The organism is Pseudomonas sp. FSL W5-0299 (assembly GCF_005930655.1).
Classification (GTDB): Bacteria; Pseudomonadota; Gammaproteobacteria; order Pseudomonadales; family Pseudomonadaceae; genus Aquipseudomonas; species Aquipseudomonas mandelii.
This window is the reverse complement of sequence record NZ_RXHX01000056.1, coordinates 1-24,719: the sequence shown is the minus strand read 5'-3', so window position 1 is coordinate 24,719 and position 24,719 is coordinate 1. Positions and strand designations below refer to the sequence as shown.

Below are 24,719 nucleotides of genomic sequence, written 5' to 3'. Positions count from 1 at the left end.
CACATCGAGAGGAGGTCGAAGCGAAGCCGACCGGAGGCGATGCCCCCAGATGAATGCCGGAGCGAGGGTACGCCGAGCCCAGGCGAGGGGCCGGACGTTGGGGCGAAGACCTTTGCTTCCTTTGGGGCGTTTGCCAAAGGGAGTCGCCGTAAGGGCGAAACCATAAGCAGCCGTTACCGCAGCAATGGATATGTACTCAGTCAACAAGAACCAGGTCGGCCCGAAGGCCGCCTCGGCTCACTCTTCCTCACCCTCAGGCACAACCTTGTTCTGGGTCAGGTAACGATCCAGCGTCGCATTGTTGTCAGGTGAAGAATTATCCCCCGCCACCTGCCACAAACGCCGTTCGATCCCCTGGGCCAACAGGTGCCCGACAGCCGCCTCGATCGCCGACAACACACACAACTGCGCCGGCTCGTTCGTGGTGTACCCGACCTCAGCCTCAAGCAACTTCTTGAACTCGATAAACTTGAACACCCCGGCACTGCGGCCCACGGAATAAATCGTCTTGCTGGTCATCACATTCGCCAGCACCTGCCCACTGCGTACATCCACCGCCCGCAGGTTGACCGTGACCTGATCTATCCGATACTCCCGGGAAATATCGATCCCCAGGTAGCGCGCCCCTTCCCCGCCACTGCGCACATTGGTGTCGTAGGCGATGATGCCGCCTTCGAGCATCATGTTCGCCGCTTGCAGCGGTGGCAGCTCGCCCTGAATGTTCACCGGCGTATTGGGCTTCTTCTGCGAGGCGCGGATGATCTTGCGCTCGGTCAGCAGGTTTTGCAGCCCTTCACGTTCCAGCACCACAAACCAGCCGCTGGCCTGCAACGCATCCATCAACATGCTCGCCGCGCCCTGGGTCACGCTGGTCGAAAACGAACTGGCCGGGGTCGGTTTGTACTGCCCGGTCTGGTCCCGGAAGCCGTACACCACCGCCATCAACCGGCCCTTGGGTCGTGGCATGTTGATCAAGTCGTAATAGGTCGACGCCCGGGGTGTCAGGGTCGGTGATTCGGTGTCCTGCTCGGCACCCACGTTCTCGCGCAAACTGCACCCTTGCAATGCCGCCAACATCAGCCCCAGCGCTATTATTTTTTTCATGTCCGTCTCTCCCCATCAACCCTGATCCCCGTCAAGGGGCGAGGCCATTCACCTGGATTTCCGAAATTTCACCGGTCGCTCGGTCGGTCACTTCAATGGTCAGTGCACCGGAGTCGTCGACGACGTTGACGATAAAGGCGTCGGTGGACAGGCTCCCGGTGTTGCCCGTGGAGATGTTGTCCAGCAACTGCCCCAGCAGCCGCGACTGCAACTGGCTGGTGAAGCGTTCGAGGGCCGAAGTCCCGGCCACAGACGTGCGGTTTTTCAGGTCAGGATCGTCGTAGTCGTTTTGTGCCTGGGCGTTGTTCAGCAACCAGGTGCCATTCAACGGGTTGCCGCCGAACGAAGGGTTGATGGGCGTGTAAACCAGCTCCGTGGCCTGCACCAGGCTGCAACTGCCCAGCCCGATCAACCAGAGCCCGAGGTTCCGTGAGACCGTTGTCGTTTTCATAATTCGTCCCTCTCAAGGTCCGTAGTGTCCTGCAACAAGGCTTCCAGCTTGCGCTGGACAATCTGTCCGCGAACCCAGTCGGCGGCGTCATAGGCCTCGTCCTTGAGTTCCACGGTGTTCGGCGGCAGGAAGCGTCGATAAACCAGTCGCTGCTGATATTCCACGGTCACCAGGCTGCCCCAGCGTGCCGAAGGTCGTTCGCGTACCACCAGGTTGAAATCCATCGGGCTGGTGGCACGCAGGCGTTCACTGAACGAGTAGTAAAAGTCGTGGCCGATGTGCGAGATCGTGTCATCGACGATAAAGCCCAGCATCTCGTCCTCCTCGCCGGCGCTGGCGAACGTCGCCACGCACGCGAGGATCAGGGCCGGCAGCCAGTGGCGGTTCATGGCGACACCGCCTGAGGCGATCCGGCCTGGTTTTTCACCGGCCCCGAAGCACCATCGAGGAAGGCTTTCTCGGCCACGAACTGCCAGTCCTTGTAGCTCGCCATGCCGGTGAAGTCCGACCACTGGCTGGGAAAATCCGACTGCTTCAGCGGCAGGTCCGTGGAAGGACTGCTGAGGCCGGTGATGCGTCCGTCGAACCCACGCATCAGCGTCCATTCACCGCCGCCGATCGGGTCCGGGTAGAGCTGGCGAATGTGATGTTTAGGCGTTGGAAAACGCTCGTCCTGCAACAGGTCTTCAAGTTCTTTCGGGTACTGCGCCAGCCCCGGAGAACTGCGGTAATAACTGCGCAACGCCTGGGCGTATTGCGTGCCGACCCACAGCAACTGACGTTCGCGATCACGGCGCGAGGCGGTTGACCACAACTCGCCGGCACTGGCCAGGCCCATGCCCATCAACATGATCAGAAACAGCACGCCCAGGTACGTGAACCCGGCCTCGTCGGCGGGCTTACCACTCGGAATAAAGGCTGCCATCACGCGCCCTCCCTGTGGCACCGCTTTTGATATCGGCGACCCCGCCCGGTACGCCGTCAGGCGGCGCGACCAGCACCCAGAGGTCCTTGCGTTCGGAAATCGGGTCCATCGGCGGGTTGCGCAAGTAGCGCTGCTCCACCAGTTGTTCCAGGGAATCGGGATAGCGCCCGGTGTCGCCGTAATAGTGATCCAGGGCTTCGCGCATGGCCGACAGGCTCTGGCGCAGCGTGGTTTCTTTCGAGGCCTCGAGGCTGTTGAAATAACGTGGCAAGGCGATGGTCATCAGGGTCGCGATGATTGCCATGACCACCATCAGCTCCAGCAGGGTAAAACCCTTTTCCCGACGCATGATTCACCACTCCTTGTACGCGATGCCGTTGAGACCCTTGCCGCGTGCATGGGAGTAAACGTCAAAGACGTCTTCGCCCTCCCGCGGGTTCTGAGCCGTACTGTCGTAAGAGCGCAAGCCCCAACCACCTTCATCGTCACGCTTGACCGGCGTCAGCGGGTCATGGGGCACGCGCCGTAAAAAGTAGAACTTGGCACCCTTGGCGCTGCGCACATCACGCACACCTTCCACCAACACTTGCAGGTTCGGTGGATAGCCGCTGCTGTTCAGCGACTTCTCGATGTAACCGGCGTCGAAGGCGCGTTTGTAGGCGTCGATGGCGTCGCGGATCTGGTACAGCGCCGCACGCAATTCCTGCTCTTTGCCCCGGCGCACCACGGTCTCGGTCAGCGGCGCGGCCATGCCGGCCAGCAGGCCGATCAGGGCCAGCGTCACCACGACTTCGATCAAGGTAAAACCACGTTGCGAGGCGTTCATGATCAAGGCTTCTCGACGACAACAGTGGTGGAATTGACCGCAACCGGCCGATCGATGTGTTCATTCTGAATCGGCGCCTGCATCCGGCGGTCAGGCGCCTGGATGTGCATGCTGGTTTCGGTGCCGGTGGGGAATTCCATGTCCGACGGGCTCTGGTACGGCAGGTTGCGCACGATGCGCGGGGTGATGGAGAGCACCAGTTCCGATTTGCCGACGGTGTCCTTGTTGCTGCCGAACAACCGGCCAAGACCGGGAATGTCGCCCAGGCCCGGAATCTTGTTGCCGGTGGCGCCATGGTCGTTACGCACCAGGCCAGCAAGGATCTGGGTTTCGCCGTCATGCAAGCGCAGCGTGGTTTGGGCATTGCGGGTGTCGACCTGAACCGGAATCGTGCCTTGGCGGGTCGGTTCCAGTGGCGTGGCGTTACTGACTTCGAGTGCGATCTTGATCGCCACTTCGTTGTTCAGATGGATGGTCGGCTGCACTTCGAGCTTCAGACCGACGTCCAGGTAGGTGACGCTTTCAGTGATCACCGGACCTTGGGTCGACGGCACGGAGGTGGCGCTGATGATGGGCACACGCTGACCGATGTGGATGCGCGCCTGTTCACGGTTGCTCACGCGAATCACCGGGCTGGCCAGGGTGTTGATGTCGTTGTCCTGGGCGTTGATCTTGGCCTGAGGCGACGGCGAGATAGTGATCCGGCTGGAGTTGATGCCTTTGAGTTGATCGAGCAGGGTCACGGCCGAGCCGTCGCTGTTGACCACGCCGAAGGTGTTCGGCCATTGCAGTCCCAGGTCGAGAATCCGCTGAGTCGCGACTTCCATCACCTCCACTTCCAGCACCACTTCAGGGTTGGACTGGTCCTGCGACTGCAAGAGTTTTTCGGCCATGCGTATGGCGTCTTCGGTGTCGCGCATGGTCAGGGTGTTGAGGCGTTCATCGACGAACACGTCACGGGTCTTGAGCATGGTCTTGATCATGTTCAGCGCGGTGTTGGCATCGATGCTGGTCAGGTAGAACGTGCGCATCACCAGCTCTTGATAATCCTTGAGCTTCTGCGGCGAGTCCGGGTAGATCAGCAAGGTGTTTTCATTCACCACTTTCTGATGCAGCTGGTTCTGTTGCAGCAGCAGTTCCACGGCGTCTTCGATGCGCACGTCACGCACGAAGATGGTGGCTTTCATGTCGGGGCGCAGATCCTTGTCGAAGATGAAGTTCAAACCGGCGACCTGGGACAGCACTTCGAAGATGGTTTTCAGGTTGGCGTCGCGAAATTCCAGGGTCACCGGCCGGTCGAGACGGGTGCGCAGTTGCGGATAAGGAATCACGTTGCGGCTTTGCACCAGACGAATATTGTCTTGCAACTCCAGGGCACCGCCATTCTTGGGGTCCAGTTCGAGGATCTGTTTCACCTGACGGTCGGCGCCGTAGATGTCGCCGCGACGCAGGTCACCCCGGGCCAGTTCGAGTTTGTCATCAAGACTGCGCATGTGCTCTAGCTGGCGCATTGAATCCTGGGCGCGGCGGTTGTTGGGTTCAATGGTCAACACCCGGCCATACTCCAGACGGGCCGAAGCGAAATCACGCTGGGCGCGATCCATGTCGGCCTGGGTCAACAATGCCGTCACGGCACGGGCACGGCCGCTGGTCAGGGCCAGGTGCAGCTCGGTATCCCGAGGGTTTTCCTTCAGCCCTTCCTCAATACGCGCCAGGCCGGCTTCGTACTGCCCCGACTCCATCAGGTCGGTTGCTTCCTGCTTGGCCACCTGCGCCGAACTGCACGCAGCCAGCCCTGCGCATATACAAAGATTCATCAACAAACGGGAACTGTTCATTGCGTGCTCCCCACAGACAAGGTCTGGGACAAATGCAGAGGCAGGTAGACAAAGCTGAGTTCCACATCGGAAATCCCCTCGATCCGCCAGGTGTCGTCGATCACATCCCCTTTGCGCACGACGTATATTTTCTCGCCGTTCTGCAAAAACACTTGCAGGTCGGAACGGTCATTGAGCTTGCCGACGAACTGGAAAGGCATCGGCGGTACGCTGGGGACTGGCACCACCGGGGTCTGGTTGACGGGTTGTTCGGTGACGCTGGCCAGCATCGGTGCAGCCTTCCAGCTGCGGGCGGCGAACAGATCGCCGGACGGGCTCAGGTCCTTGATCACCGCGGGTTTGCCACTGGCTGAAGCGGCCGGCAGCGTGCCGCGAATTTTGCTTTTGGCGGGCGTGGCAGCGGTCGCAACCGACGCCTCGCCTTCGTCCGAAGGCATGAAGTAATCAGGCCCCCAGGTCAGCGCCGCAGCTACGCCGAAGAACGCCACCCAGCCCACTACGCGTTTGGTATTCATCATGACCTCGACAGGTAAAGGGTCATGCGGATTCGCCCGGTCAGGTCGGTGTCGGCGATTTTTTTACGCTGAAACTCCACGTCCTCCACCACCACGGCCGGCAACTGGCCGAGCAACGCGTGCAGGAAGCGCCGCAGTTGCGGGTAGCTGCCCCGCACCGGCAGCAGAATCTGATAACGGGCCAAGTGGGTCTTGGGGTCGATGCCCAATGAATATTCACCGCGCGCCAGGGTGATGTGTTCCTGGGCCGCCAGCGCGTAGATCTTGTCGATGGCCACCGTGGCTTGGGGCTGCGACGGCAGTTTGCTGCGGAAGTCGTCGAGCTGACGTTGCGGCACCACCGGGGCGGCGACACTGCCGTCTTCAACCTTGGCCAGGTACTCGCCGGCTTCGCGGGTCTGCTGGCTGAGGGTTTGCAACGAATTCCAGTCCGGCATCAGGCCACCCAGTGCCCAGGCCAGCGCCAGCAGCAACATCGCCAAGCCTGCCAGGCCGGGCATACCCAGGCCTTGCAGGTATTCGTGGACGATCAATCTAGGGATTCGCATCGCCGATCTCCCAGCTAGCCGACAGGTTGAATTGCACCGGTTGTTCCGGCGATTTCACGACAATTTCGTGGCTGAGCAGCGACACATCGGAGAGCTCGTCGCTGGCTTCGAGACGGCGGTGGAAGTCGAGCATCGCTTCCAGGTCCCGTGCTTCGGCGCTGATGCGCACCTGACCCTTGCGGGCATCCGGGGTCAGGGTCAGCAAAGCGATGTTGTCGCGCGGCATCGCTTCGAGCATGGCGAACAGACGTTCCCAAGGCCGGCGCAGTTGCTGCGAGACCTTGCGCATTTCTGCCAGGTTCTGTGCTTGCTCGCGGGTTTCGGCCGGGCTCAAAGTGACTTTGCTGCCGGTGTCGCCGGTGAGTTCGCGCTGGGCACTTTGCAGATGGCCTTGCTGTTGCGAGGTCTGTTCGGCGACGTGCTGCTGGGCGACAAAACAGGTCACCACCAGCACCACGCCGCCCGCCAGCAGGCTCCAGCCCAATGGGCCCGAACGGCGGCGCGGCTGGAAGTCGAGCGTCAGGGCGCGCATATCAGGCCACCGCCCGGGACATCACGTACAAACAATCGTGTACGGCTGTCCGGTCTTCTTCGAGGGTGCGCAAGTGCACACCGGGTACGTCGGGCTGTACCTCGATCCGCGCTGGTGCGTGCAGGTAAACGTTCAACGGCCGTTCGCTGATGGAGGCTTGCAACTGACTTTCCCGGCCGATCAGCGCGGTCAGTGCGGCATCGCTGTCGCTGCTGCCCACCGAACGCACCGAGGTCCAGCGCCCTTCCCTGGCCAGCAGCAAGACACTGCGTACGGGCTCGGCGACCACGAACAGGAAGTCACCGGCGTCGAGGCTTTTATCGAAGTGATTGAACGCCGCCATCAGGTACGGCTGCACCGACCGCAGGCGCAGGCCGCGACCGCTGACCAGGTTGCGCAAACGCGTCAGCAAGTCTTGCGGCAGCGCGGTGGCGATCCGGTCGTAACCCGCAGGTTCAGCCGACAGCACCATGCTCCAGGGTTGGGCCGGTACACCGTAGAGGTCTTCGAAACACAGTTGGGCAAACCCGAGCAATTCGTCGGGGCTGCTGATCTGTTCGCTCCAGGGCACCAGGCAGAAGCGGCTGAAGTGACCGGAGACCACCACGCTCAGTTCCGCACCGGCCGGGGCGTGTTCGCACAGCAAACGGTCGAGGGTTTCGAGGGCGACGGCCCAGGCATGGAAGCCTTCGTCGATAAAGCCGACGCTGCCCAGCCACAAGGTGTCGCCACCCTTGCGCTGACCCAGGCCGACACCACTGGCGCCGAGTACGGCGACATAACGATCACGAGACAAAAGTGACACGATTGATCTCCTCGAGCGTGGTCCGCCCCTCAGCTACCAGTTCCAGAGCGGACTCGCGCAACAAGCGCAAGCCACGTTTGCAAGCGTGTGCCTTGATTTTCGAAACGGGTTGGCGCTCGACGATCATCTGCCGCAGTTCGTCGTCCAGGTGCAGCAGCTCGGCAATCGCGGTCCGCCCGCGATATCCGGTGCCGCGGCAATGGCCGCAGCCTTTGCCATGGACGAAGTGGTAGTGATCGACCTTTTGCGGATCGAGCCCTGAGAGGCGTAGTTCTTCATCGGTCGGGGTGCTCGGCGCGCTGCAACTGGCGCACACCAGGCGGATCAGCCGCTGGGCGAGCACGGCGTTGAGGGCCGAGACGAGGCTGTAAGGGTCGATTTCCATCTGGGTGAACCGGCCAATCACGTCGAACACGTTGTTGGCGTGAATGGTGGTGAACACCAGGTGCCCGGTCAGGGCCGATTGCACGGCGATCTGTGCGGTGTCGGGGTCGCGGATCTCACCGACCATGATCTTGTCCGGGTCATGGCGCAGGATCGAGCGCAGGCCACGGGCAAAGGTCAGGCCTTTCTTTTCATTGACCGGGATTTGCAGCACGCCCGGAAGTTGGTACTCCACCGGGTCTTCAATGGTGATGATCTTGTCCACGCCGTGGTTGATCTCGGTGATCATGGCGTAGAGCGTGGTGGTCTTGCCGCTGCCGGTCGGGCCGGTCACCAGCACCATGCCGTAGGGTTCGGCGGCCAACCGGCGCAGCTGGCGCAGGGTGTTTTCTTCAAAGCCCAGGGCTTGCAATTGCACGCCGCTGACCTTGTCCGCCAGGTCCTGTTTGTCGAGCACCCGCAGCACCGCGTCTTCGCCAAAAATGCTCGGCATGATCGAGACCCGGAAGTCGATCTGCCGGCCGCTGATGCCGATCTTGAAGCGACCGTCCTGGGGCACGCGTTTTTCGCCGATGTCCAGTTCGGCCATGACTTTGACCCGGGAGATCACCTGCTCGGCGAACTCGCTGCCCTGGATTTTGCTGATGTTGTTCAGTACGCCGTCGATCCGGTACTTGATCACCAGACCGCTGCCGGTGGTGCCCAGGTGGATGTCGCTGGCGTGCATTTTCAGCGCGTCGTAGAGGGTCGAGTTGACCAGTTTGACCACCACGCTGGCGTCTTCACTGATGCTGGTCAGGGACAGGCTTTGCAGGGTGTCGATTTCGACATTGGCGTCGGCCTGGGCGTTGAGCGATTCCACCGCGTGGAAACTCTCTTCGTGACGCGCCAGGTAGGCTTTCAGGTCGTCGGCATGCACCAGGTACAGCGGCGCGCCATGCAGGCAGTCATCGATCCACGCCAGACGGGTTGTGTCGAACGGGTCGGCAAACACGCCAATGACCGCATCGTCATGACGCAGCAGGATGAATTCGCGCTTGAGGCATTGGGCCAGGGTGACCCGGTCGAACACCGGGGTGGCTTGAAACAGGGTGTCGGTGTCGAGCACCGGATAATGCAGGGTAGCGCCGAGGCACTGGATGAAGGGCATGGGGGCCAGTTCGCACAACCCCCCGAGGGCCTCCAGAACCCGCTCGCCGGAACCGGTTGCCAGGGCCCGGGCCTGGGCCAGTTGTTCACTGGAAAAGCGAGACGGTACACATTCCAACTGCGCCGGTTCTACGGCAAGGGATAGACGGTCCATGGCATGCTCTCCAACGCCGGGGGCTTTGAGCCCTGTCGACGCGGCAGGCCATTGCGGCGTATGCCGGAACGTCTTGTCGCGCCACTACTCCCCGGTGAGCAATTGTTGGTCGTCTGGTGCCTTGGAGGTCGATGGAGTTCGTCGACGATCTGCCAGCACCCAACTGCCGTCGTACAACTGCAGCGGGAAGCTTTCGGTCCTGCTCTGGCGTCGTTCGACGAATCCTTCGGACTTGCTCATGCCTGCTTTGGGTTCGCGCTCCATCCCCAAAAGGTCACAGACTGCACGGGCCAATTCCGCCAATGGAAACGGTTTGAACAGGATATGGCTGACTCCCAGTTGCCGGGCCCGCTCACAGACTTCAGCGGTTGGGTGCCCGGTAATCAGCACAAAATGGCAGTTCCTGTTCTGGCGGACGGCATCGAGCACCTGAAAGCCTTCCATGTCTGGCAAGCGGTAATCGAACACCATCACATCGGGTGAAAAACTTTTGGCTTCGCCGATAGCTGTTTCACCGTTGTGAGCTATCCGGACTTCCAGCGCTTGCGCCTGCAGGTAACCCTGGAGGTTTTCCGCCAGCAGCTGTTCGTCTTCAACAACCAGTACTTTGTTTAACAAGGTGGACTCCTTGAAACCGCAGGTCCGATATTCGTGCCTGGGAGTACGCGCCTTAATTAGGCTAACGCACACTTCATGCCAGACTGAGCGCCGGTTTTCGACCGCTTCATCTCTATGATTTTCATGAAAAAATCTTTTCGTTCAGGAACCCCGTCCCCCAAAGGCGGGGAAGCGCTCGGAATTGCCCCTGAAGCTTTCCCCACATTTGGGGGGGAACCTTCAATCGTCGTCAATCCGCTCGATTCGATTGCTTGATCGCAACTGCCCCAGAACTTGTAGACGAGCCTGGGACTTTTGCTGTCGGGCAAGGTAAGCCCGAACCATTTCAAGTCCCTGAGCTTCTGAGACATCGGCCGCCTCCTGGTGGTTCTGTAGGTAGATCAAATGCCAGCCCAACGGTGTGCGCACTGGCGCGCTGACGGCCCCCGGCGCCAGCGCAAATGCCGCGGCTTCGAATTCCGGCATCATGCGCCCACGGGGGAAATAGCCCAGATCCCCGCCTTCGGTGGCGGAAGCATCTTCGGAGCCGGCCCGGGCAATGCTGGCAAAGTCCTCGCCCTGGCTGATTTTCACCCGCATCTCCTCTAAGCGTAGCCGGGCGGCTTCAACGGTGGCGGCATCGGCGCCCTGAGGCACTTTGACCAGGATGTGCCGCGCCTGGATTTGCTCGGGAGTGCTCATTTCGGCGCGGTGTTCCTCGTAGAACGCGCGGACCTGTTTTTCGTCCGGCTCAGCCACCTGGAGCAGGTCGGCGAACACCTTTTGCGCCGCGAGCTCACGGCGCGTGTACTCGATAAAGGTGGCTTCGTTGAAACCGGCGTCTTCCAGCCGGCGGGCGAACACCTCGGCCCCCCCCATCGCTTGCCGCGTCTGCTCAACCTGGCTTTGTACGACCTCATCGCTGATCTTCACCCCGCGTTTGCGCGCTTCCTGCCACAGCAACTCCTTGTCGATCAGCGCATCCAGTGCTTTCTGGCGCAATTGCTTGTACGCCTTGGGGTTGCGAATGCTGCCCACTGCGCGGCCCTGGTCCTCCAGGTATTCGGCAAAATAGCGCTCGAGACGGAACTCGGAAATTTCCTCGCCATTGACCCGTGCGGCAGCCGGGCCGTTGCTGCAGAAGGCCACGGGGACCCACATCGTCAGCAGAATCAGCAGCGTCTTGAGTTTCATCATCAGCCCTCTTTTCAGGGTGTCACGGCAATCGGTTTGTACGGTGCGACCAGAAAGAAGCGCTGGTCGGGCAAATCTACGGTGACGATGTGGGCACCGCTCAAGCCCAGTCGGCGACCCGGACCGAAGCTGAGCAGCGGGGTCAGCCCGGTGTCGAAATCGTGCAACCCTTCCAGGGCACTGATGAGTTTTTCGCGGCTGGCGTCGCGCCCGGCCTGTTTCATGCCTTCGCTGAGCAGCAGCATCGAACTGTAGGCGCCGACTTGCAGCACCGCGTGCTCACCGCCGAGCCCCTGGTGCTCGCGCAGTTGCGTCAAGGCCAGGCGCCCGGCCAGCGTCCAGTCACTGGGCACGAACGGATAGGCCAGAAACACTCGCCGGGAAAACCCGCTGGGCAATTGAAACAGGTCACCTGCCACCTGATTCGACGCGGCGAACAGGTAAGGCACCTGCCCCGCCGTTTGCAGGCGCTCGGCGAAGCGACTGAAACCGACGCCGCTGCCCAGGTAAAACACCGATCGCGAGCCCAGCGGCAACTCGTCCTGCGCCGAGTTGTAGGCCTGCAGCCGCACTTGCTGCCAGGCGTGATCATGCAGGTACTGGCCGAGGTGCTGCGCCGCCTCCTGTTGGCTCGGCTCGTCCGGGTAGACAATCAGCGTCGGGCCCTGGAGCAAGCGCAAATTGGCGGCACCGTAGTCGGCCAAGGCGATCAGTTGCTCGCGCAGCCCTGACAGCGGTTCGAAAATCTGCCGACTGGCCGGGGCCATGCCCTGCAACGAGAGCGGCCCGATCAGTGGAATGCCGGCGCGTTCCAGCCGCGTGACCAATTCGGTGTCGAGCGCAGGTGCCAGTGGTGCGATCAGGGCGAACACCTGTTCCTGCTCAATCAAGCGATCCAGCGCCTGTTTGGCACTGGCGCGGTCCGGGCCCGGATCGAGGATGGTCAGGCGCAATTGCCGGCCATGGATCCCGCCCGCCTCGTTAATCCGCGCCACGCTGCCCTTGAGCACCGCCGCCACCGTGGCGCCCTCCGTGCTCAGCGGCCCCTGCCTCGGCAACAAGGTGCCCAAGTGCAGGCTGTCGGCGGTCAACCCGGGGTCGCGATCATCGGCCACGCGCTTGAGGTAGGCCGTCAGGTTGCGCTGATCATTCATCGACAGCACGAACCGGGGCATCGCCGGGTCGAGCCGATTATTCGCCGAATCGCGCCCTTCCTGGATCGCCCGGGCCAGTGCGGCCTCGGTGTAGGCCGGGTAATTGCGACCGTTGATCTGCTGTTGCCCGTAACTGCTGGAGAGCCGCGACCAGCTAATGTCCGGCGGCCGTACCCCGCCTTCGGGTCGCCCCTGGGCATCGGCGCCATGGCAATTGGCGCAGGGTAGGCTGGTGGCGGGCAGCAACATGCCCGCCGCGCCCACCCGAGCCATGATCGGCTCACCGCTTGCCGACACGCCCTCGCGATACAGCCGTTTACCGGCGCTTTCGCTGGGGCTCAGCGGCAACGCATTGGCGGTGAGATTGATGCCGCCAATCAGTAGCAGGCCGAGGACGAGGGCAATGTTCATGGCGCGTGCTCAACGACTGGCCACGGGCATTGTCAGCAACTGCAAGCGCTGGGCAATGGCGGCGGCCGGTGCATCGGGACGGATCTTGCTCCAGCGCTTGTTGGCCACGTCACCGACAATCAGCTGCGTCGAGTGCTGCTCGGGAGTCGGCACAATCTGGCCGATGCGCCCCAGTACAAGGTCCATTTGTGCCTTGTCGCCGGTGAGAAAAAGCCAGTGGGGGCCATCGACGCCCTGCTTCAAGGTGTAAGCCTTGAGTACCGCCGGCGTATCGCGCAGCGGATCACTGGTAAGGGAGATAAAGGTGATGCCATCGGCCTTGTCGCCCAGCACTTCGCGGACTTCCTTGAGCTTTTGGGTGATCAGCGGGCAGGCATCGTTGCAACTGGTGAAAATCACGTTAAGCAACACCACGCGGTTTTGTAGCGCGTCACTGTAAAAACGTAGCGTGTTGCCGTTCTGGTCCTGTAACGGCGTGTCGGTGAACCAGGTTTTCGCATCCCGGGTGCCGCCGGCCGGTTGCGCAGCGGCCACGTTAGGTGCGGGCTCTGGGTGGCCTTCATGGGAGAACGCCATAAAGCTGATGACGCAAAAACACATCGTAAGGAAGATCAAGGCGAGGGCTTTCATGGTTGGTGCTCCATGGCAATGGCCGTGTGTTTGGCGTGGGCGTTGCGTTGGCCGCTGAGTTTCTCGACCTGGCGGGTCAGCACGGTCGGGTCGGTAAAACCGTAATAGCGTGTCCAGTGGCGGCTGTTGCCGTCCCCCACCAGAATCAGCGGTTGATGGCTTTTGAAGTCACCGCTGAAGGAGCCGAGGCCCTTGAGGGTTTCGTTGATCGACTGCGAGCTGCCGGTCAGCCAGCTCCAGCCCGGCCCCTTCTGGAAGCTGCGGGCGTAGTCGTTGAGGCGCTTGGCGTCATCGCGCTGCGGGTCGATGCTGATGGACACCAGTTGCACCTCCTCGCCGACCCGGGCGCCGAGTTGCTTCTGCACCTTGCCCATGATCGAGGACACCACCGGGCACACCGTGGTGCAGCTGGTGTAGATGAAACTCATGACCACGATTTTGTCGGTCACCAGGTCCTTTTCCAGACGCACCGGTTTGCCGTTCTGGTCCACCAGCGCAACGTCGGCGAATTTGACCTGGGCGCTTTCCGAACTGGCACTTTTAGCCGGCATGTCATGCCCGGCGTGTTCATCCGCCGAGTGCGCCAGGGCCTGGCCGATGCCGACGGCCAACAGGCAGAACGTCAGCAGTCCACGGTGTGCGAATCGGTTCATGTCGGTTTCCTCTTCAGTGGGCATCGCCGGGAATCACCCGAACGCTGGCAAAGGTCTTGTCATCGAAACTCGCGCCAAGGGACGCCGCACGCACGTGCAGGTACCAGGCGCCGTTCTGGTCGAGGGTCACCGGGGCTTCGTAGATGCCATTGCCCACGTCAAGGGCCGCGACTTGCTGGGCCCGGGAAGTCGGAGCACGGAAGTAGCGCACCTGAACGTCCTTGACCCCGCTGCGCTGTGCCTTCTGCTGGCCCTGAACAATGCGAAACCGCACGGTGTAAGGGCTGCCGAGGGCGGCCGTGGACTTATCGAGCATGAACTCGACTTTTGGCACGCCGGGGAGCGTGGCGAGGTTCGGGTCCGGCTCAACCAGCGCCGTGAAGCAATGGATGATGTTCGGCTGGTTGAGCAGGAACGCCACGTCGAAACGCCCGGCGGCTGGCAGCTTGATCCGCGAACTGTAAAGCCCTGGCTCGACCTCGCGCAGGCTGCGGTCGATGACCATGGCGGCCCGCGCCACCTGCCCGCGATTGGGGTAGCCGGACATCGGCGCGTTCATGCCTTCGGCGTAGAAATAGGTGGTGTTGTCCACCGGGTTGACCACGAACACCGCGTTGTCGTCCCGCGACACCGCCAGGCTCGAGGCCAGGGGCAAATCACCGGCCAGTCGTGGCGCCTGGGGCCCGGCTTCGAAACCCTGACTGATCGGCGTGCGGCCGGCCCCCAACGACGAAAGGTTGATCATCGTGACCTTGGCCGAGGCCAATCCACGGATGTAGGCGTAGGCCTTGGTGAACACCACTTGGTAGGGTTCGGCGGACACGTCCAGCTCGTGGATCATCGAATCGGTGGCCGCGTCGATCACCGCCACCTGGTTTTCCAGAGTGTTGAGGACGATGCCGAAACGCCCGTCCGCACTGAACCCCATCGGGCCCAGGCCCTGTTTCATTTTGATCACCCGCCGAACCGCGAGGCTGGCGGTATCGACCACGGTCACGCTGCCGTCCTTGCCGTCGGCGACATACACCGCCTGGGACAGCGGCGAGTACGCCACCGACAGCGGGTGCGAGCCGGTCTTGAGTTGCTTGCTGATGGTCAGGCTGGCGATGTCGATGATGCTCAGGGTGCCGTCGTCGCGGTTGCTGACGAAGGCAAAACGGCTGTCTTTGCTGAAGGCGATTTCATGGTGCCCGGCCCCGGTGGCCAGGTGTTTGAGAGGCTTGAGGCTGCGGGTGTCGATCACCGTGACCCCCGACTGCTCGGCGGTCTTGGCATTGTTGCCGACCCACAGCAGGCGCTCATCCGGTTGCAAGGCCACGCGCACCGGGTTGCTGCCAGCGGCGACCGAGTCGACCAGCTTGAACTGCTCGCTGTCGATCACCGCCACTGCATCGGCGGTCGGCATGGAGACGAACACCCGTTTGTTGTCCTTGGGCGTGGTCCAGTCCATCGGCGGTTGCTTGATATCAATCCGCGTCATGGTGCTGGTGATGCCGCCCACCGACACCGACGGGTCGACCACCGAGACACTGGCGTCGCGGTTCATCACCAGCAGGAAGTAGCTGTTCAGGTCGAGCAGCGGCCGCGCGCCAATGCTCGATTTGAGGAAGACCCCGACCCGGGATTTGCAACTTTGCTCGCGGCCCTGAGCCTTGTCGGCGGCGATGGTTTCCGGGTCCAGCCAGGCGCCGGGATTGACGCCCGACAACGGCTGGCCCGAGGCACTGTCGCTGACGCGGAACTGCACGTCGGCAAACTCGCCTTCACGCAACACACCGTCCTGGGCCAATGACTTGACCTCAAGCGCCACCGAAATCCCGTCTCGGGAGAGGTTCTGACCGCTCCAGGTGTCCGGCAGTGCGACTTCGCTCAGCAGGTTGGGCGGCGCGGTGCGCCAGACGCCGAAGCTGATGAGTGCCACTGCGACGACCAGCCCACAACCGGCGATTTTTGTAGTCCTGTTCATTACCCTCTCCCCTTACAGATCTGTGCCTGCCTTGTCCCTTGTAGGTACGAGCGGTGTCAGCCCCCAATCCCTGGCTTTACGGTGCCGGTGCCGGTTCTGGCTCGTTGGTCACCCGCAGCAATCCCCAAAGCCCGGCGGTGTTGCCGTAGGCGCCGTAATCACGGAACAGGTAGTCGCCCGGTATTGCGTTGCTGCCCCCGGCGCTCGGGTGCATGAAGCTGAAGTGCGCCGCCGGCAGGATGCTTTCACGAGCGCCGATGTACATCGACATCGGGTTGTAGCCGAACCGCACCGACCCCACCCCAGGTGTCATCATCGGATAGCCACCGGTATCGCTCTTCTCCGACTGGAACGGGTTGACCGACCAGACGTGACCGTCCAGTTGGAAGGTCGTGCCGCGACTGCCACCGGTCGGCATCAGGATGTGGGTGCGGAACGGTTGCCCCGGTTTCACATACAGCACCGGTGTCTGAGGATCGCCCCCGATGAGCGCATTGCTGTACGCCATATGCGCGTTAGGCACGTCACCGTAACCGGCGCCATTGGCGTGCCCGAACGGCGCATCCGGCGCCAACCCGAAGCGGAACCAGATCGGCTCGGCCTTGTAGTTGATGGCCATGCTCGAGTTGTCCTGTGGATCGGTCGGCACACCAAAGCCTTCGGCGGCAATACCTTCCACCGGCCGACCGTTGGCCCAGCGGATGTTCAACGCTTTCTGCCAGACCATCGCAAAGTCGCGGTAAGTGGTCTGCCCTGGTGCCGTGACCGTTGCGTTGGTTTTACGCGCATCCTCAACCCAGGTTGCGCCGATCGGCAGGATGGTCATCGCCCCACCCAAGCCTTTCTGCGGTTGTTTGATGAGGTCCGCCGGCGTGATATTCAGTCCGCCGAACTCCACCGCCGTGGCGTTGATGTTGTCGACACTGCGGCCCAGTTGCGAGATCGGCTTGCCTTCACGCTCCAGGTGCCCGGCGTAGTACTGATAAGTACGGGTCGGGTACGCGCCGCTGTTGCCGATGCGCGGTGGCACGGTCTGGATCGGGTTGGCGCCGACATTGGTGCCATCGGATTTGGTGATGTCATACGCCAGCAGTTGTGCATGCAGGCCAACGTGGCTCGACGGCCGCAGCAGGTTGTTGGTGAAGATGGTCGAGCCCTGGCCATTGTTGCGATCTCGCTTGACCAGCCCTTGCATCACGGCAGTCTGGGTCAGGTCGGGCATGACCACAGGCAAGCGGTTTTCCAGGGTGACGTTGATGCAGTCACCCGCCGCCGCGCGCAATACCAGCGGCTCCACCGGTACACCTGGTTTCATTTTTCCAGTGAGCGGATCGAGGTCGGATTTGCGCACGTACAGGATCGCAGTCGGATCATGCAACGGGCCGCTTTGACCGCCGATGGTGATGGTTTCGCCATCTTCAGGATCGACCACGGTGACCTGAGGGATGTTCACCGGCCGCGAGTTGAACACCAGGGTGCCACCCGCCGGGTTCAACGGCCCACCCACGTGTTGCCCGATACCGGCCGGATCGCCGATGGTCAGGTTCAACGGATTGCGCAGGATGTCGTTGGCCAGCGCCGCAACCACTTCATATTTGCGTTGCACGGTCGGCCGGGTGCCGATGCCGTTCGGGTTGGCGCCATACCGTGGGCAGATGCCATCGAACGCCACGGTGTTGCGCATACCGGTCGGTTTCGGGTTGTTTGGCAGTGCGAACAGATCGCTGCGCTGGGTCGTGTAGTTGCGCATCACGCCCCAGATACCGTTCCAGTAACCTTCAATCGAAGCGTCCATCGAGTACAGGTAATCCCCCGTGGCCGCCGCCGAACTGGAGAGCATCGAAACCGGCGCGTTGAAGCCCAACTGTTCGGAGATACCGACCATCTGCGACGAGCGCCAGCCGGAGTTGGAGCTGTTGCCGAAGCCGGAACCGCTTTGCAGCCATTTCACGCCGTGCAGGGTCACGTTGTGCTCTTCTTCGTGACCGCCGGCATGCACCCGCAGCCGCACGTTGTCACCGGTGTAAGTGCGCAACATTGGCGTGAACGGGTCACCCGGTTCCGCGCCGCCACGGTTCACGTGTGGCGGGAACAGTGTGGTGCCGCCGGTTGGACCGGTGGCGGCGGTGACCAGGTTCGGTGCCAGGTTCATCGCCGGGATGGCGCGGTCGGTACGGCTTTGCATGGCGTACGCCAGGTCGCCGCCGAGGCCGTCGGCCTGCATGCCGCGCTTGCCGTCCGGGCCGACCTTGTTCGGGTCGTAGACCCGCAGGGCCAGCGGTTCGTTGCGGTAGTTGACCACGAACATGCCGGGGTCATCGACCGAAATCGCCTGTGGGCATGGCCGAGTCGGACAACCCGGCACCATACCGCCCTGCACTTCGATGATGCCGTCGAGCAAGGTGCTGGCGTTGTTGCGCACTGGCGGGTTGATCGCGTAGCGGAAGCTGTCCGCGGTGGCCGGGAAGGTTTGTGGATCAGGCACGCCGTTAGGACCGGCGCCGACATACACTCCGGCTTCATAGGCGTGCTGGAAGTCGCTGTACTCGAGGAAGAACTCACGGAAGCTGTCGTTCTTGCCGTCGCCGTCGATGTCCCCGGTGGACACCACCGCTTGCCACGACGTCGGCCCGCCGTCCTGGCGCGCGCCGCTGTACAAAGGCTCGCCGGTTTCGGCATGGAACCAGGTGGAACCGGCCGGTTCAGCCAGTACGGTGGCGTACAGGCCAATCTGTTGGTGAGTCGATGGGCCCAGGTGGTCATGGGTAAAAATGGTCCCCAGTCCACGGTCGACACCTTTGGCGTTTACCACCGGATCGGCGAACCAGCGCTGCATCGCCGTGCGCGCGCCCACCCAGTCCGCCCGGCCAAATTGGCCGAAGTACGGGTGATTCCTGGCTTTTGGACAGGCCGGTGTGCCGTCACGTGGATCGGTGCCTTCGCACTGGTTGAACTCGCGAATGGCGCGGATGCGTTCTTGCACAGCCCCCGGGGAAAGCACGCCGTCTTCATAGTTCCAGCCGTTGGCCGAACCGTCGGCCGCCGTCAGGTCCCATTTGGGCAGGTGAATGTGCTGACCGATCACGTCGGTCGGCGTGCGCACCTGATAGTCATCCATCTCATAGACGGCCGGCACCAGGTTGGTTTGCTGGTATTGCACGCAATCGAAGGTGTTCATGCGCATCACCAGCGGCTCTGGCGGACGCTGCTTGGTGATGACCGGCCAGGCGTCTTCCCACAGGGCCAGAATGCGCGCTTGCGGGAAGTGGTAGCCGACCTTGTTGTACACCGCGTCGAACTGGATGTTCGCCGCTTTGTAGACCCGTGGACGGTCGGCGGTAAAGGTCGAAGAGCCGGTATAGGACATGCCGTCGATGCGTTCACCGCTGGCAAACTCGCCGGTGCCGGCGCTGCTGGTCAGGCGTTTTTGCCGGTCGTCCATGCACGGTTCGTAATAAGGCGCGCCGGCAATCGGCAAGGCACCGTTGGTGCGGAAGGCCTTCGCCACGATTTGATTGCCGGGCAGCAAGGCAAAGCTTGGATGATCCTTTTTGGCGTGGAAGGCCATGGCCGCCTGTTCGACTTCGGTGCCCTCTTCCGGCATGTAGATCGGTTTGGCGCGGGTCACTTCCTTGGAGAAATCCAGCGACGTGGTAATGGTGTGCGCCACGCCACCGGCGGAGAAACCGTCCAGGGAATGACGCCCCAGGCCGCCATCCCAGCCACCGGACTGCGCCGGGTCGAGGTTGGCCCACAAGGCGTTGCCGCTGGTTTTCAAGGACTGGGCCTTGGCCGCGTCGAGCATGTCCAGCGGTGGCGTCGGCGGACGTTGGCCGACCGAAGTTTCCATGCCGCCGATCCAGAACGGATAGCCAGGGTTTTTCAGGCTGCCGTCGGCATTGCGGTTGGCTTCGCTGCGATCCACCAGGGCCAGGGAACCGATGGCCTGAGCGCCGCCGCTGCTGCCGCTACCGCCGCCGTCGTCATCTTCTTCGTCATCGTCGTCATCACCACCGGCGACCAGGGTCTCGCCGATTTTCGGCACCACCGCGACCTTGCCGGGCATCGGCGCCATGGCTTTGCCCGGCAGCGGCACGACCGCTGGAATCGGCGTACCGGCAATGATTTCGCCATCGGGCAAGGCCCGGGCACCTGCCGCCGGTTTGCCGCTGCGTAGCGCGTAAGGTTCGCTGTGGAACCCGTCGGCACCTTGCTGGGAAACTTCGAGTCGGGTGCCTTCTTCAAACACGTCATGCACCCGCCACATGCTCCACATACCTTGTGCGAAGTGCGGATAGAAGTGGCAGTGGTAAATCGCATCGCCCGCTACGCGGTTACGGTTGCCCGAACCACCGTTGGCGATTTCATAGGTGTAGCCGGCACCCGGGCCGATGCCCTGGGCATCCACATAGTCGGAGTTGTCATCGTTGGGGTTGAACAGCCATTGATGACCGTGCAGGTGGAAGATGTGCTGCTCGTGGCCGTTGTGGGTGTTGCGGAATTTGACGAAGTCGCCAATGTAGCTGTGGTTGACGTTGGACGGCTCGGACGGATACAGCGCCATGGTCGCCTTGACCCCAATCTGATCGGCGCTCGGTACCTGCCCAGGAAGAATGCCTTCCAGGCCAGCGTTGGCCGGCACGTCCACCAGCATCGCCACATCGCCGACAGTGTGCGAACTGAGGAAGAATTCTTCATAGGCGCAGGACAGGCAATCGTGCATCGGCCCGACACCCAGCCGGTTGGCCACCACCTCGGCGCCCATGCCGCCGGAGCCATAGTTGATCATGAACGAGTCGCGGGTCGGCTCCAGCACATGGGCCATGACCGGGTCGGCCCAATAAGCGGGGAACGCCTGGGTCGCGGCGGTTTCATCCTGGAACTGCGAGGCGAAATCGCGGAACGGTTCCAGCCGGTTCGGAATCGCCGGGTTGCGTTTGCCGACGGCTTCCAGCGGATAGGTCGACGGCGGGAAGCTGCCGTCGGCGTTGCTGCCCATCACAATCGCGTCGCTTTCGCTGGAGATGATTTCATTGCCGTCGACCATGTTGATGATCGGTGTGCCGGCCTTGCCTTCACGGATCCACGGTTCGCGTTGCGGGTAGCGCGCCTGGTAGTCGACGATCGGTTGACCGGCCGGGGTGCGGCCGCTGCTGGCCAGGCGCATCTCTTCTTCGGTCACGGTGTTGCGGTAGCTGCGGCCGCCCTTGGGCACCACCACGACCTGGCCGAACAGGCCGTTGGCAACGTTGCCCGCATCGCCTTCACCACCGAACGTCGCGCCACGGCTGCTGGCGGCGAATGCACCTTCGCGCTCGGCGAACAAGGTGTAGGAACGGGTGCCGCCGGGGGCGACCAGCGAATTGCCGTTGCGCCCGGTGTACGAGGCGATGTCATCGATGCTGTTGACCGCTTGCATGCCGTTGACCTGGAAGCCGACGTGGCGGTCGGTGACCTGCTCATCGACTTTGAACTGCTCGACGTCACCTATTTCGACCTCCCCCTCGACCCCTTCCTCGCCGTTTTCGTGGCTGCCGGGATTGGCCTGATACGCCAGCAGGTTCTGCAGGTTGATGGTCAGGCAGTCACCGGCGGCCACCCGCAACACCAGGGGACGCGGACGCTTGTCGGGCCGCAGCGAGACTTTGCCCGGCACTGCCGCGCCGCCCTGAGCCAGGGACACATTGTGGTCGTCGACCACGTCACGGCGCAGGGCGAACATCATGCCGTTGGCGTTCTGCGCCCCGAGGCGGTTGAACATCAGCGGCTGATCCAGCGCCACGACGTTCGCCACCAGATTGCGCTCGCAGCGCAGGGCCGCCTCAGCCAGCTCGATGCCGAACATCGACACCACCAACAGCGCGAATTTAAACAAGGACGAAGCGTTGTGTATGCCGGTCATGATCACGGGCCTCGCTGTGGGTGCTCACAGGGAATAATTCTCGACAAATCCGCTTGAGCAATCCGCATGCCATAAATAATTCAGTTAGTTTTCAGCCACTTGAAGCGACGATCTGAGAACCCGGGGGATATTCCCCACTTATTCCCCACTTTTCGGCCCAGTCCTTGTTGCCCCACTATTGGGGGCCGTTCCCCACACTCGCCGATCACAACGGTGCGTCCATGGCCAAGCCTTGCAAGCGCCGGTACTGACGCAAGACGCTGGGCACATAACGCTGGGTTTCAGCAAACGGCGGGACCACTCCGCCACGGCTCAGCACCGCTTGCGGCCCGGCGTTGTAGGCCGCCACGGCGAGGGTGATGTCGTTGTCGAACAGGGTCAGCAGGCGCTTGAGGTATTTAGCGCCGCCCTGGATGTTGGCCTTGGGGTCATAGACGTTTTTCACCCCCATCTCCCGGGCGGTATCGGGCATCAATTGCATCAGCCCGCCGGCGCCTTTGGGGGACGTCGCATCCGAGTTGTAGCGGGACTCTTCGCGGATGACCGCGTGCAACAACGCGGCCGGCAATTCATTGGCCGTGGCGGCCGCCGACACCAGCTCTGCATAGGGTTGCCTGGCAATCATCTGGGGCTGCTGATCAAGACCGACCAGCGAGGATTGGGGCTCGTGAATCACCCGTTCATAGGTGCGGCCGGGACGGTGAACATTGGACAGTACGTAACTGCCCTTGGCGTCCACGGAAACGAACACATCGGCCTGTACGACGCTCGTCAGCAGCAAACAGCCGAGCAGTCCTGTGGTGAGTGTTTTCATTTTTTTGTCTCCCCTGCCCGGCCCCGAAAAATGGGGGTAATGCCCCAATGGCCGGTAGTAAACAAGCCATACGCAAGCACTGTGCCGAAAGCGCAAAGGCCCGGAATACAGGGGTTGTGGAAGAATGACCGGGGGTGAGCATGGCAATTGCATACGCCTCCATGGCGACCCTTCTGCCGACTGTGTGAGGTCATCATGAATCAGCGTTTGCGTTCCGCCCCGCGTCCTCAAGGCGGGTTCACCCTGCTCGAACTGTTGGTGGTGCTGGTGGTGCTGGGGCTGTTGGCCGGCATCGTCGCGCCGAAGTATTTCGCCCAACTGGGCCGCTCCGAAGTGAAGGTGGCCAAGGCGCAAATCGAAGGCTTGGGCAAAGCGCTCGACCTGTACCGTCTGGAGGTCGGTCATTACCCATCGACCGAACAAGGTTTGCAGGCGCTGGTCACTGCGCCAAGCGATGAAACCAAATGGACCGGTCCTTACTTGCAGAAAAAACTGCCGCAGGATCCGTGGGGCCGTAACTACAACTACCGCTACCCCGGCGAAAACGGCGAATACGATCTGCTGTCCATGGGCAAGGACGGCCAACCCGGCGGCGAAGGCGAAAACGCCGAAGTCACCAGCTGGCAATGACGGGGGGGCCGACCATGCGCTTTCATCTCAAGGCAGTGGGCAAGGCTGGCGTGGTCTCGATGACCGTCGAGGCCCCCGGCCACAGCGAGGCCCGGCGCATCGTCGAAGACCAGGGCTTGCGGGTGGTCAGCCTGCACGTCGAGCGGCACTGGCGCGCGTTGCGCCTTCGACAGCGCGAGACATTCAATCTGGTGTTGTTCAGCCAGGAACTGACCACCTTGCTCAACGCCGGCCTGCCGTTAATCGATGCGCTGGAAAGCCTCGCAGAAAAAGAGAACGCGCCACAGGCCCGTAAAACGTTGAGTGAACTGGTGCGCCTGCTGTATGAAGGCAAATCGTTCTCCCAGGCATTGGCCCAGCTGTCGGCAGTGTTCCCTCCGCTCTACGTCGCGCTGGTGCAGTCCAGTGAGAAGACCGGCGCCGTGGGTGATGCCCTGGGCCGCTATGTCAGCTATCGCCAGCGCATGGACGAGGTTCGGCAAAAAATCGTCAGCGCTTCGATCTACCCCCTGCTGTTGCTGGTGGTGGGTGGTGGCGTGGTGTTGTTCTTGATGGGTTACGTGGTGCCGCGCTTCAGCCTGGTGTTCGAAGGGCTGGGGTCGAATCTGCCGTGGCTGTCGCAAGTGCTGATGAGCTGCGGAATGTTCCTGCACGCCCACCAGGGTGAGTTCTTCGGCGCATTGGCGGCAATCATCGTCGCCCTCGGCTTTCTTCAGCGACAACCGGCTTTTCGTCGGGGCGTCGACCGTGTGATCGAAAAACTCCCGGCGGTCCATCAACGCATTTTCATGTACGAACTCGCGCGCTTCTATCGCTCCCTGGGCATCCTGTTGCAGGGCGGCATTCCCCTCGTCACCGCCATGGGCATGGTTCGCGGCCTGCTCACCCCCGCCTCCCGCGTGCGCCTGGACCAGGCCTGCGAACGGGTACGCGAGGGGCAATCGCTGTCGGCCGCGCTGGAGCTCAATCACCTGGTGACCCCAGTCTCCCTGCGCTTGCTTCGAGCGGGCGAACAATCCGGCAACCTCGGCCAGATGATGGAGCGCAGCGCTGACTTCTACGACGAAGAAATCAGCCGCTGGATCGAATGGTTCGTGCGGCTGTTCGAACCCTTGCTCATGACCTTCATCGGCCTGCTGATCGGGGTCATCGTGATCCTGATGTACATCCCGATCTTCGAACTGGCCTCGAGTATTCACTGACCCGCTGGAACAGGGTCGATGTGTACCGTTCATCGTTCATACGCGTTGCCACTGAATTAATCGGCGCGTTGCGGTGTTCTCCCATTGAATCGAGCAGCAAGTTGCATTGTTCATCAACGTTCCAACCTGAATAAGAAGACGGAGAACGACATGCACATCAACAAGCTTTTACTGGCAGTAGCTATTGGCGCAGTTCTGTCGGCGTCTACCGTATTGATCCCGGACAGCTTGTCCGGGGTATCGAGTGCCCAGGCCAAGGATGGTGGTAGTGGTGGCGGCGGTGGATCGGGCGGCGGGGGCGGTGGTGGTGGTCACGGCGGCGGTGGGTCTGGCGG

General features: G+C 62.1%; 22 protein-coding genes and 1 pseudogene. 3 read left to right on the top strand and 20 right to left on the bottom strand.

The features are described from left to right. Window positions 1–237 precede the first annotated feature (237 nt). The 20 genes from FHL16_RS32250 to FHL16_RS32155 all read right to left on the bottom strand — a co-directional run bounded on the left by FHL16_RS32250 (window position 238) and on the right by FHL16_RS32155 (window position 22,552). Window positions 238–1,104, bottom strand: coding sequence for a CsgG/HfaB family protein (locus FHL16_RS32250; RefSeq protein ID WP_010455674.1), 867 nt, complete (start codon window positions 1,102–1,104; stop codon window positions 238–240). 31 nt (window positions 1,105–1,135) lie between these two features. Continuing rightward, window positions 1,136–1,555, bottom strand: a complete 420-nt coding sequence (locus tag FHL16_RS32245) for a curli assembly protein CsgF (protein ID WP_010455676.1) — start codon at window positions 1,553–1,555, stop codon at window positions 1,136–1,138. After that, on the bottom strand, window positions 1,552–1,944 hold the full coding sequence (gene csgE, locus FHL16_RS32240; RefSeq protein ID WP_077750410.1) for a curli production assembly/transport protein CsgE: 393 nt from the start codon (window positions 1,942–1,944) through the stop codon (window positions 1,552–1,554). The genes FHL16_RS32245 and csgE overlap by 4 nt, the downstream gene beginning before the upstream one ends. Beyond that, on the bottom strand, window positions 1,941–2,480 hold the full coding sequence (locus tag FHL16_RS32235) for a type II secretion system protein (RefSeq protein WP_077750409.1): 540 nt from the start codon (window positions 2,478–2,480) through the stop codon (window positions 1,941–1,943). The genes csgE and FHL16_RS32235 overlap by 4 nt, the downstream gene beginning before the upstream one ends. Beyond that, on the bottom strand, window positions 2,455–2,829 hold the full coding sequence (locus tag FHL16_RS32230) for a type II secretion system protein (protein ID WP_042932745.1): 375 nt from the start codon (window positions 2,827–2,829) through the stop codon (window positions 2,455–2,457). Before FHL16_RS32230 ends, FHL16_RS32235 begins: the two co-directional genes overlap by 26 nt. A gap of 3 nt (window positions 2,830–2,832) precedes the next feature. Beyond that, window positions 2,833–3,306, bottom strand: a complete 474-nt coding sequence (locus tag FHL16_RS32225; protein ID WP_042932743.1) for a type II secretion system protein — start codon at window positions 3,304–3,306, stop codon at window positions 2,833–2,835. Window positions 3,307–3,308: 2 nt separating this feature from the next. Continuing rightward, the gene (locus FHL16_RS32220; protein WP_077750408.1) at window positions 3,309–5,144 is read right to left on the bottom strand and encodes a type II secretion system protein GspD; all 1,836 of its coding nucleotides are present in this window, start codon (window positions 5,142–5,144) and stop codon (window positions 3,309–3,311) included. After that, on the bottom strand, window positions 5,141–5,659 hold the full coding sequence (locus tag FHL16_RS32215) for a hypothetical protein (protein ID WP_010455686.1): 519 nt from the start codon (window positions 5,657–5,659) through the stop codon (window positions 5,141–5,143). The genes FHL16_RS32220 and FHL16_RS32215 overlap by 4 nt, the downstream gene beginning before the upstream one ends. After that, a complete protein-coding gene (locus tag FHL16_RS32210; protein WP_010455688.1) occupies window positions 5,659–6,207 on the bottom strand; it encodes a GspMb/PilO family protein in 549 nt (182 codons plus the stop codon). The genes FHL16_RS32215 and FHL16_RS32210 overlap by 1 nt, the downstream gene beginning before the upstream one ends. Further along, the gene (locus FHL16_RS32205; RefSeq protein WP_010455690.1) at window positions 6,194–6,739 is read right to left on the bottom strand and encodes a PilN domain-containing protein; all 546 of its coding nucleotides are present in this window, start codon (window positions 6,737–6,739) and stop codon (window positions 6,194–6,196) included. The genes FHL16_RS32210 and FHL16_RS32205 overlap by 14 nt, the downstream gene beginning before the upstream one ends. Before the next feature lies 1 nt (window position 6,740). Continuing rightward, window positions 6,741–7,544, bottom strand: a complete 804-nt coding sequence (locus FHL16_RS32200) for a hypothetical protein (protein WP_077750407.1) — start codon at window positions 7,542–7,544, stop codon at window positions 6,741–6,743. After that, the gene (locus tag FHL16_RS32195; protein WP_077750406.1) at window positions 7,525–9,231 is read right to left on the bottom strand and encodes a GspE/PulE family protein; all 1,707 of its coding nucleotides are present in this window, start codon (window positions 9,229–9,231) and stop codon (window positions 7,525–7,527) included. Before FHL16_RS32195 ends, FHL16_RS32200 begins: the two co-directional genes overlap by 20 nt. 84 nt (window positions 9,232–9,315) lie before the next feature. Then, window positions 9,316–9,849 (bottom strand): response regulator, encoded by a 534-nt coding sequence (locus tag FHL16_RS32190; protein ID WP_077750405.1) that lies wholly within the window; start codon window positions 9,847–9,849, stop codon window positions 9,316–9,318. 219 nt (window positions 9,850–10,068) lie between these two features. Next, entirely contained in the window at window positions 10,069–11,025 is a 957-nt protein-coding gene (locus FHL16_RS32185; protein ID WP_342212512.1) for a peptidylprolyl isomerase, read from the bottom strand. Window positions 11,026–11,036: 11 nt separating this feature from the next. Continuing rightward, window positions 11,037–12,587, bottom strand: coding sequence for a cytochrome c/ABC transporter substrate-binding protein (locus tag FHL16_RS32180; protein WP_077750404.1), 1,551 nt, complete (start codon window positions 12,585–12,587; stop codon window positions 11,037–11,039). A 9-nt stretch (window positions 12,588–12,596) separates the two neighbouring features. Next, window positions 12,597–13,217: an SCO family protein gene (locus FHL16_RS32175; RefSeq protein ID WP_077750403.1), complete on the bottom strand. Its 621-nt coding sequence runs from the start codon at window positions 13,215–13,217 to the stop codon at window positions 12,597–12,599. Beyond that, the gene (locus FHL16_RS32170) at window positions 13,214–13,870 is read right to left on the bottom strand and encodes an SCO family protein (protein WP_042932740.1); all 657 of its coding nucleotides are present in this window, start codon (window positions 13,868–13,870) and stop codon (window positions 13,214–13,216) included. Before FHL16_RS32170 ends, FHL16_RS32175 begins: the two co-directional genes overlap by 4 nt. Before the next feature lie 13 nt (window positions 13,871–13,883). Continuing rightward, window positions 13,884–15,836: a cytochrome D1 domain-containing protein gene (locus FHL16_RS32165; RefSeq protein WP_077750402.1), complete on the bottom strand. Its 1,953-nt coding sequence runs from the start codon at window positions 15,834–15,836 to the stop codon at window positions 13,884–13,886. Window positions 15,837–15,912: 76 nt separating this feature from the next. Beyond that, window positions 15,913–21,738: a manganese-oxidizing multicopper oxidase MnxG gene (gene mnxG / locus FHL16_RS32160; RefSeq protein WP_077750401.1), complete on the bottom strand. Its 5,826-nt coding sequence runs from the start codon at window positions 21,736–21,738 to the stop codon at window positions 15,913–15,915. Window positions 21,739–21,943: 205 nt separating this feature from the next. After that, entirely contained in the window at window positions 21,944–22,552 is a 609-nt protein-coding gene (locus FHL16_RS32155; RefSeq protein ID WP_010455720.1) for a lytic transglycosylase domain-containing protein, read from the bottom strand. A 195-nt stretch (window positions 22,553–22,747) separates the two neighbouring features. On the opposite strand from FHL16_RS32155, the gene gspG reads away from it, so the two are divergent. The 3 genes and pseudogenes from gspG to FHL16_RS32140 all read left to right on the top strand — a co-directional run. Next, a complete protein-coding gene (gspG, locus tag FHL16_RS32150) occupies window positions 22,748–23,182 on the top strand; it encodes a type II secretion system major pseudopilin GspG (RefSeq protein WP_077750400.1) in 435 nt (144 codons plus the stop codon). A 14-nt stretch (window positions 23,183–23,196) separates the two neighbouring features. Beyond that, window positions 23,197–24,384 carry a type II secretion system F family protein gene (locus FHL16_RS32145; RefSeq protein WP_010455722.1) on the top strand — a complete coding sequence of 396 codons (1,188 nt, stop codon included), beginning with the start codon at window positions 23,197–23,199 and terminating at the stop codon, window positions 24,382–24,384. A 150-nt stretch (window positions 24,385–24,534) separates the two neighbouring features. Beyond that, window positions 24,535–24,719 (top strand): annotated as a pseudogene (locus tag FHL16_RS32140) (hypothetical protein); the annotation flags it as partial.

Coding starts and splice junctions, on each gene's coding strand:
- FHL16_RS32250 (WP_010455674.1), bottom strand. CDS start 1,104: ATGAAAAAAATAATAGCGCTGGGGCTGATGTTGGCGGCATTGCAAGGG.
- FHL16_RS32245 (WP_010455676.1), bottom strand. CDS start 1,555: ATGAAAACGACAACGGTCTCACGGAACCTCGGGCTCTGGTTGATCGGG.
- csgE (WP_077750410.1), bottom strand. CDS start 1,944: ATGAACCGCCACTGGCTGCCGGCCCTGATCCTCGCGTGCGTGGCGACG.
- FHL16_RS32235 (WP_077750409.1), bottom strand. CDS start 2,480: ATGGCAGCCTTTATTCCGAGTGGTAAGCCCGCCGACGAGGCCGGGTTC.
- FHL16_RS32230 (WP_042932745.1), bottom strand. CDS start 2,829: ATGCGTCGGGAAAAGGGTTTTACCCTGCTGGAGCTGATGGTGGTCATG.
- FHL16_RS32225 (WP_042932743.1), bottom strand. CDS start 3,306: ATGAACGCCTCGCAACGTGGTTTTACCTTGATCGAAGTCGTGGTGACG.
- FHL16_RS32220 (WP_077750408.1), bottom strand. CDS start 5,144: ATGAACAGTTCCCGTTTGTTGATGAATCTTTGTATATGCGCAGGGCTG.
- FHL16_RS32215 (WP_010455686.1), bottom strand. CDS start 5,659: ATGAATACCAAACGCGTAGTGGGCTGGGTGGCGTTCTTCGGCGTAGCT.
- FHL16_RS32210 (WP_010455688.1), bottom strand. CDS start 6,207: ATGCGAATCCCTAGATTGATCGTCCACGAATACCTGCAAGGCCTGGGT.
- FHL16_RS32205 (WP_010455690.1), bottom strand. CDS start 6,739: ATGCGCGCCCTGACGCTCGACTTCCAGCCGCGCCGCCGTTCGGGCCCA.
- FHL16_RS32195 (WP_077750406.1), bottom strand. CDS start 9,231: ATGGACCGTCTATCCCTTGCCGTAGAACCGGCGCAGTTGGAATGTGTA.
- FHL16_RS32185 (WP_342212512.1), bottom strand. CDS start 11,025: ATGATGAAACTCAAGACGCTGCTGATTCTGCTGACGATGTGGGTCCCC.
- FHL16_RS32180 (WP_077750404.1), bottom strand. CDS start 12,587: ATGAACATTGCCCTCGTCCTCGGCCTGCTACTGATTGGCGGCATCAAT.
- FHL16_RS32175 (WP_077750403.1), bottom strand. CDS start 13,217: ATGAAAGCCCTCGCCTTGATCTTCCTTACGATGTGTTTTTGCGTCATC.
- FHL16_RS32170 (WP_042932740.1), bottom strand. CDS start 13,870: ATGAACCGATTCGCACACCGTGGACTGCTGACGTTCTGCCTGTTGGCC.
- FHL16_RS32165 (WP_077750402.1), bottom strand. CDS start 15,836: ATGAACAGGACTACAAAAATCGCCGGTTGTGGGCTGGTCGTCGCAGTG.
- mnxG (WP_077750401.1), bottom strand. CDS start 21,738: ATGACCGGCATACACAACGCTTCGTCCTTGTTTAAATTCGCGCTGTTG.
- FHL16_RS32155 (WP_010455720.1), bottom strand. CDS start 22,552: ATGAAAACACTCACCACAGGACTGCTCGGCTGTTTGCTGCTGACGAGC.
- gspG (WP_077750400.1), top strand. CDS start 22,748: ATGAATCAGCGTTTGCGTTCCGCCCCGCGTCCTCAAGGCGGGTTCACC.
- FHL16_RS32145 (WP_010455722.1), top strand. CDS start 23,197: ATGCGCTTTCATCTCAAGGCAGTGGGCAAGGCTGGCGTGGTCTCGATG.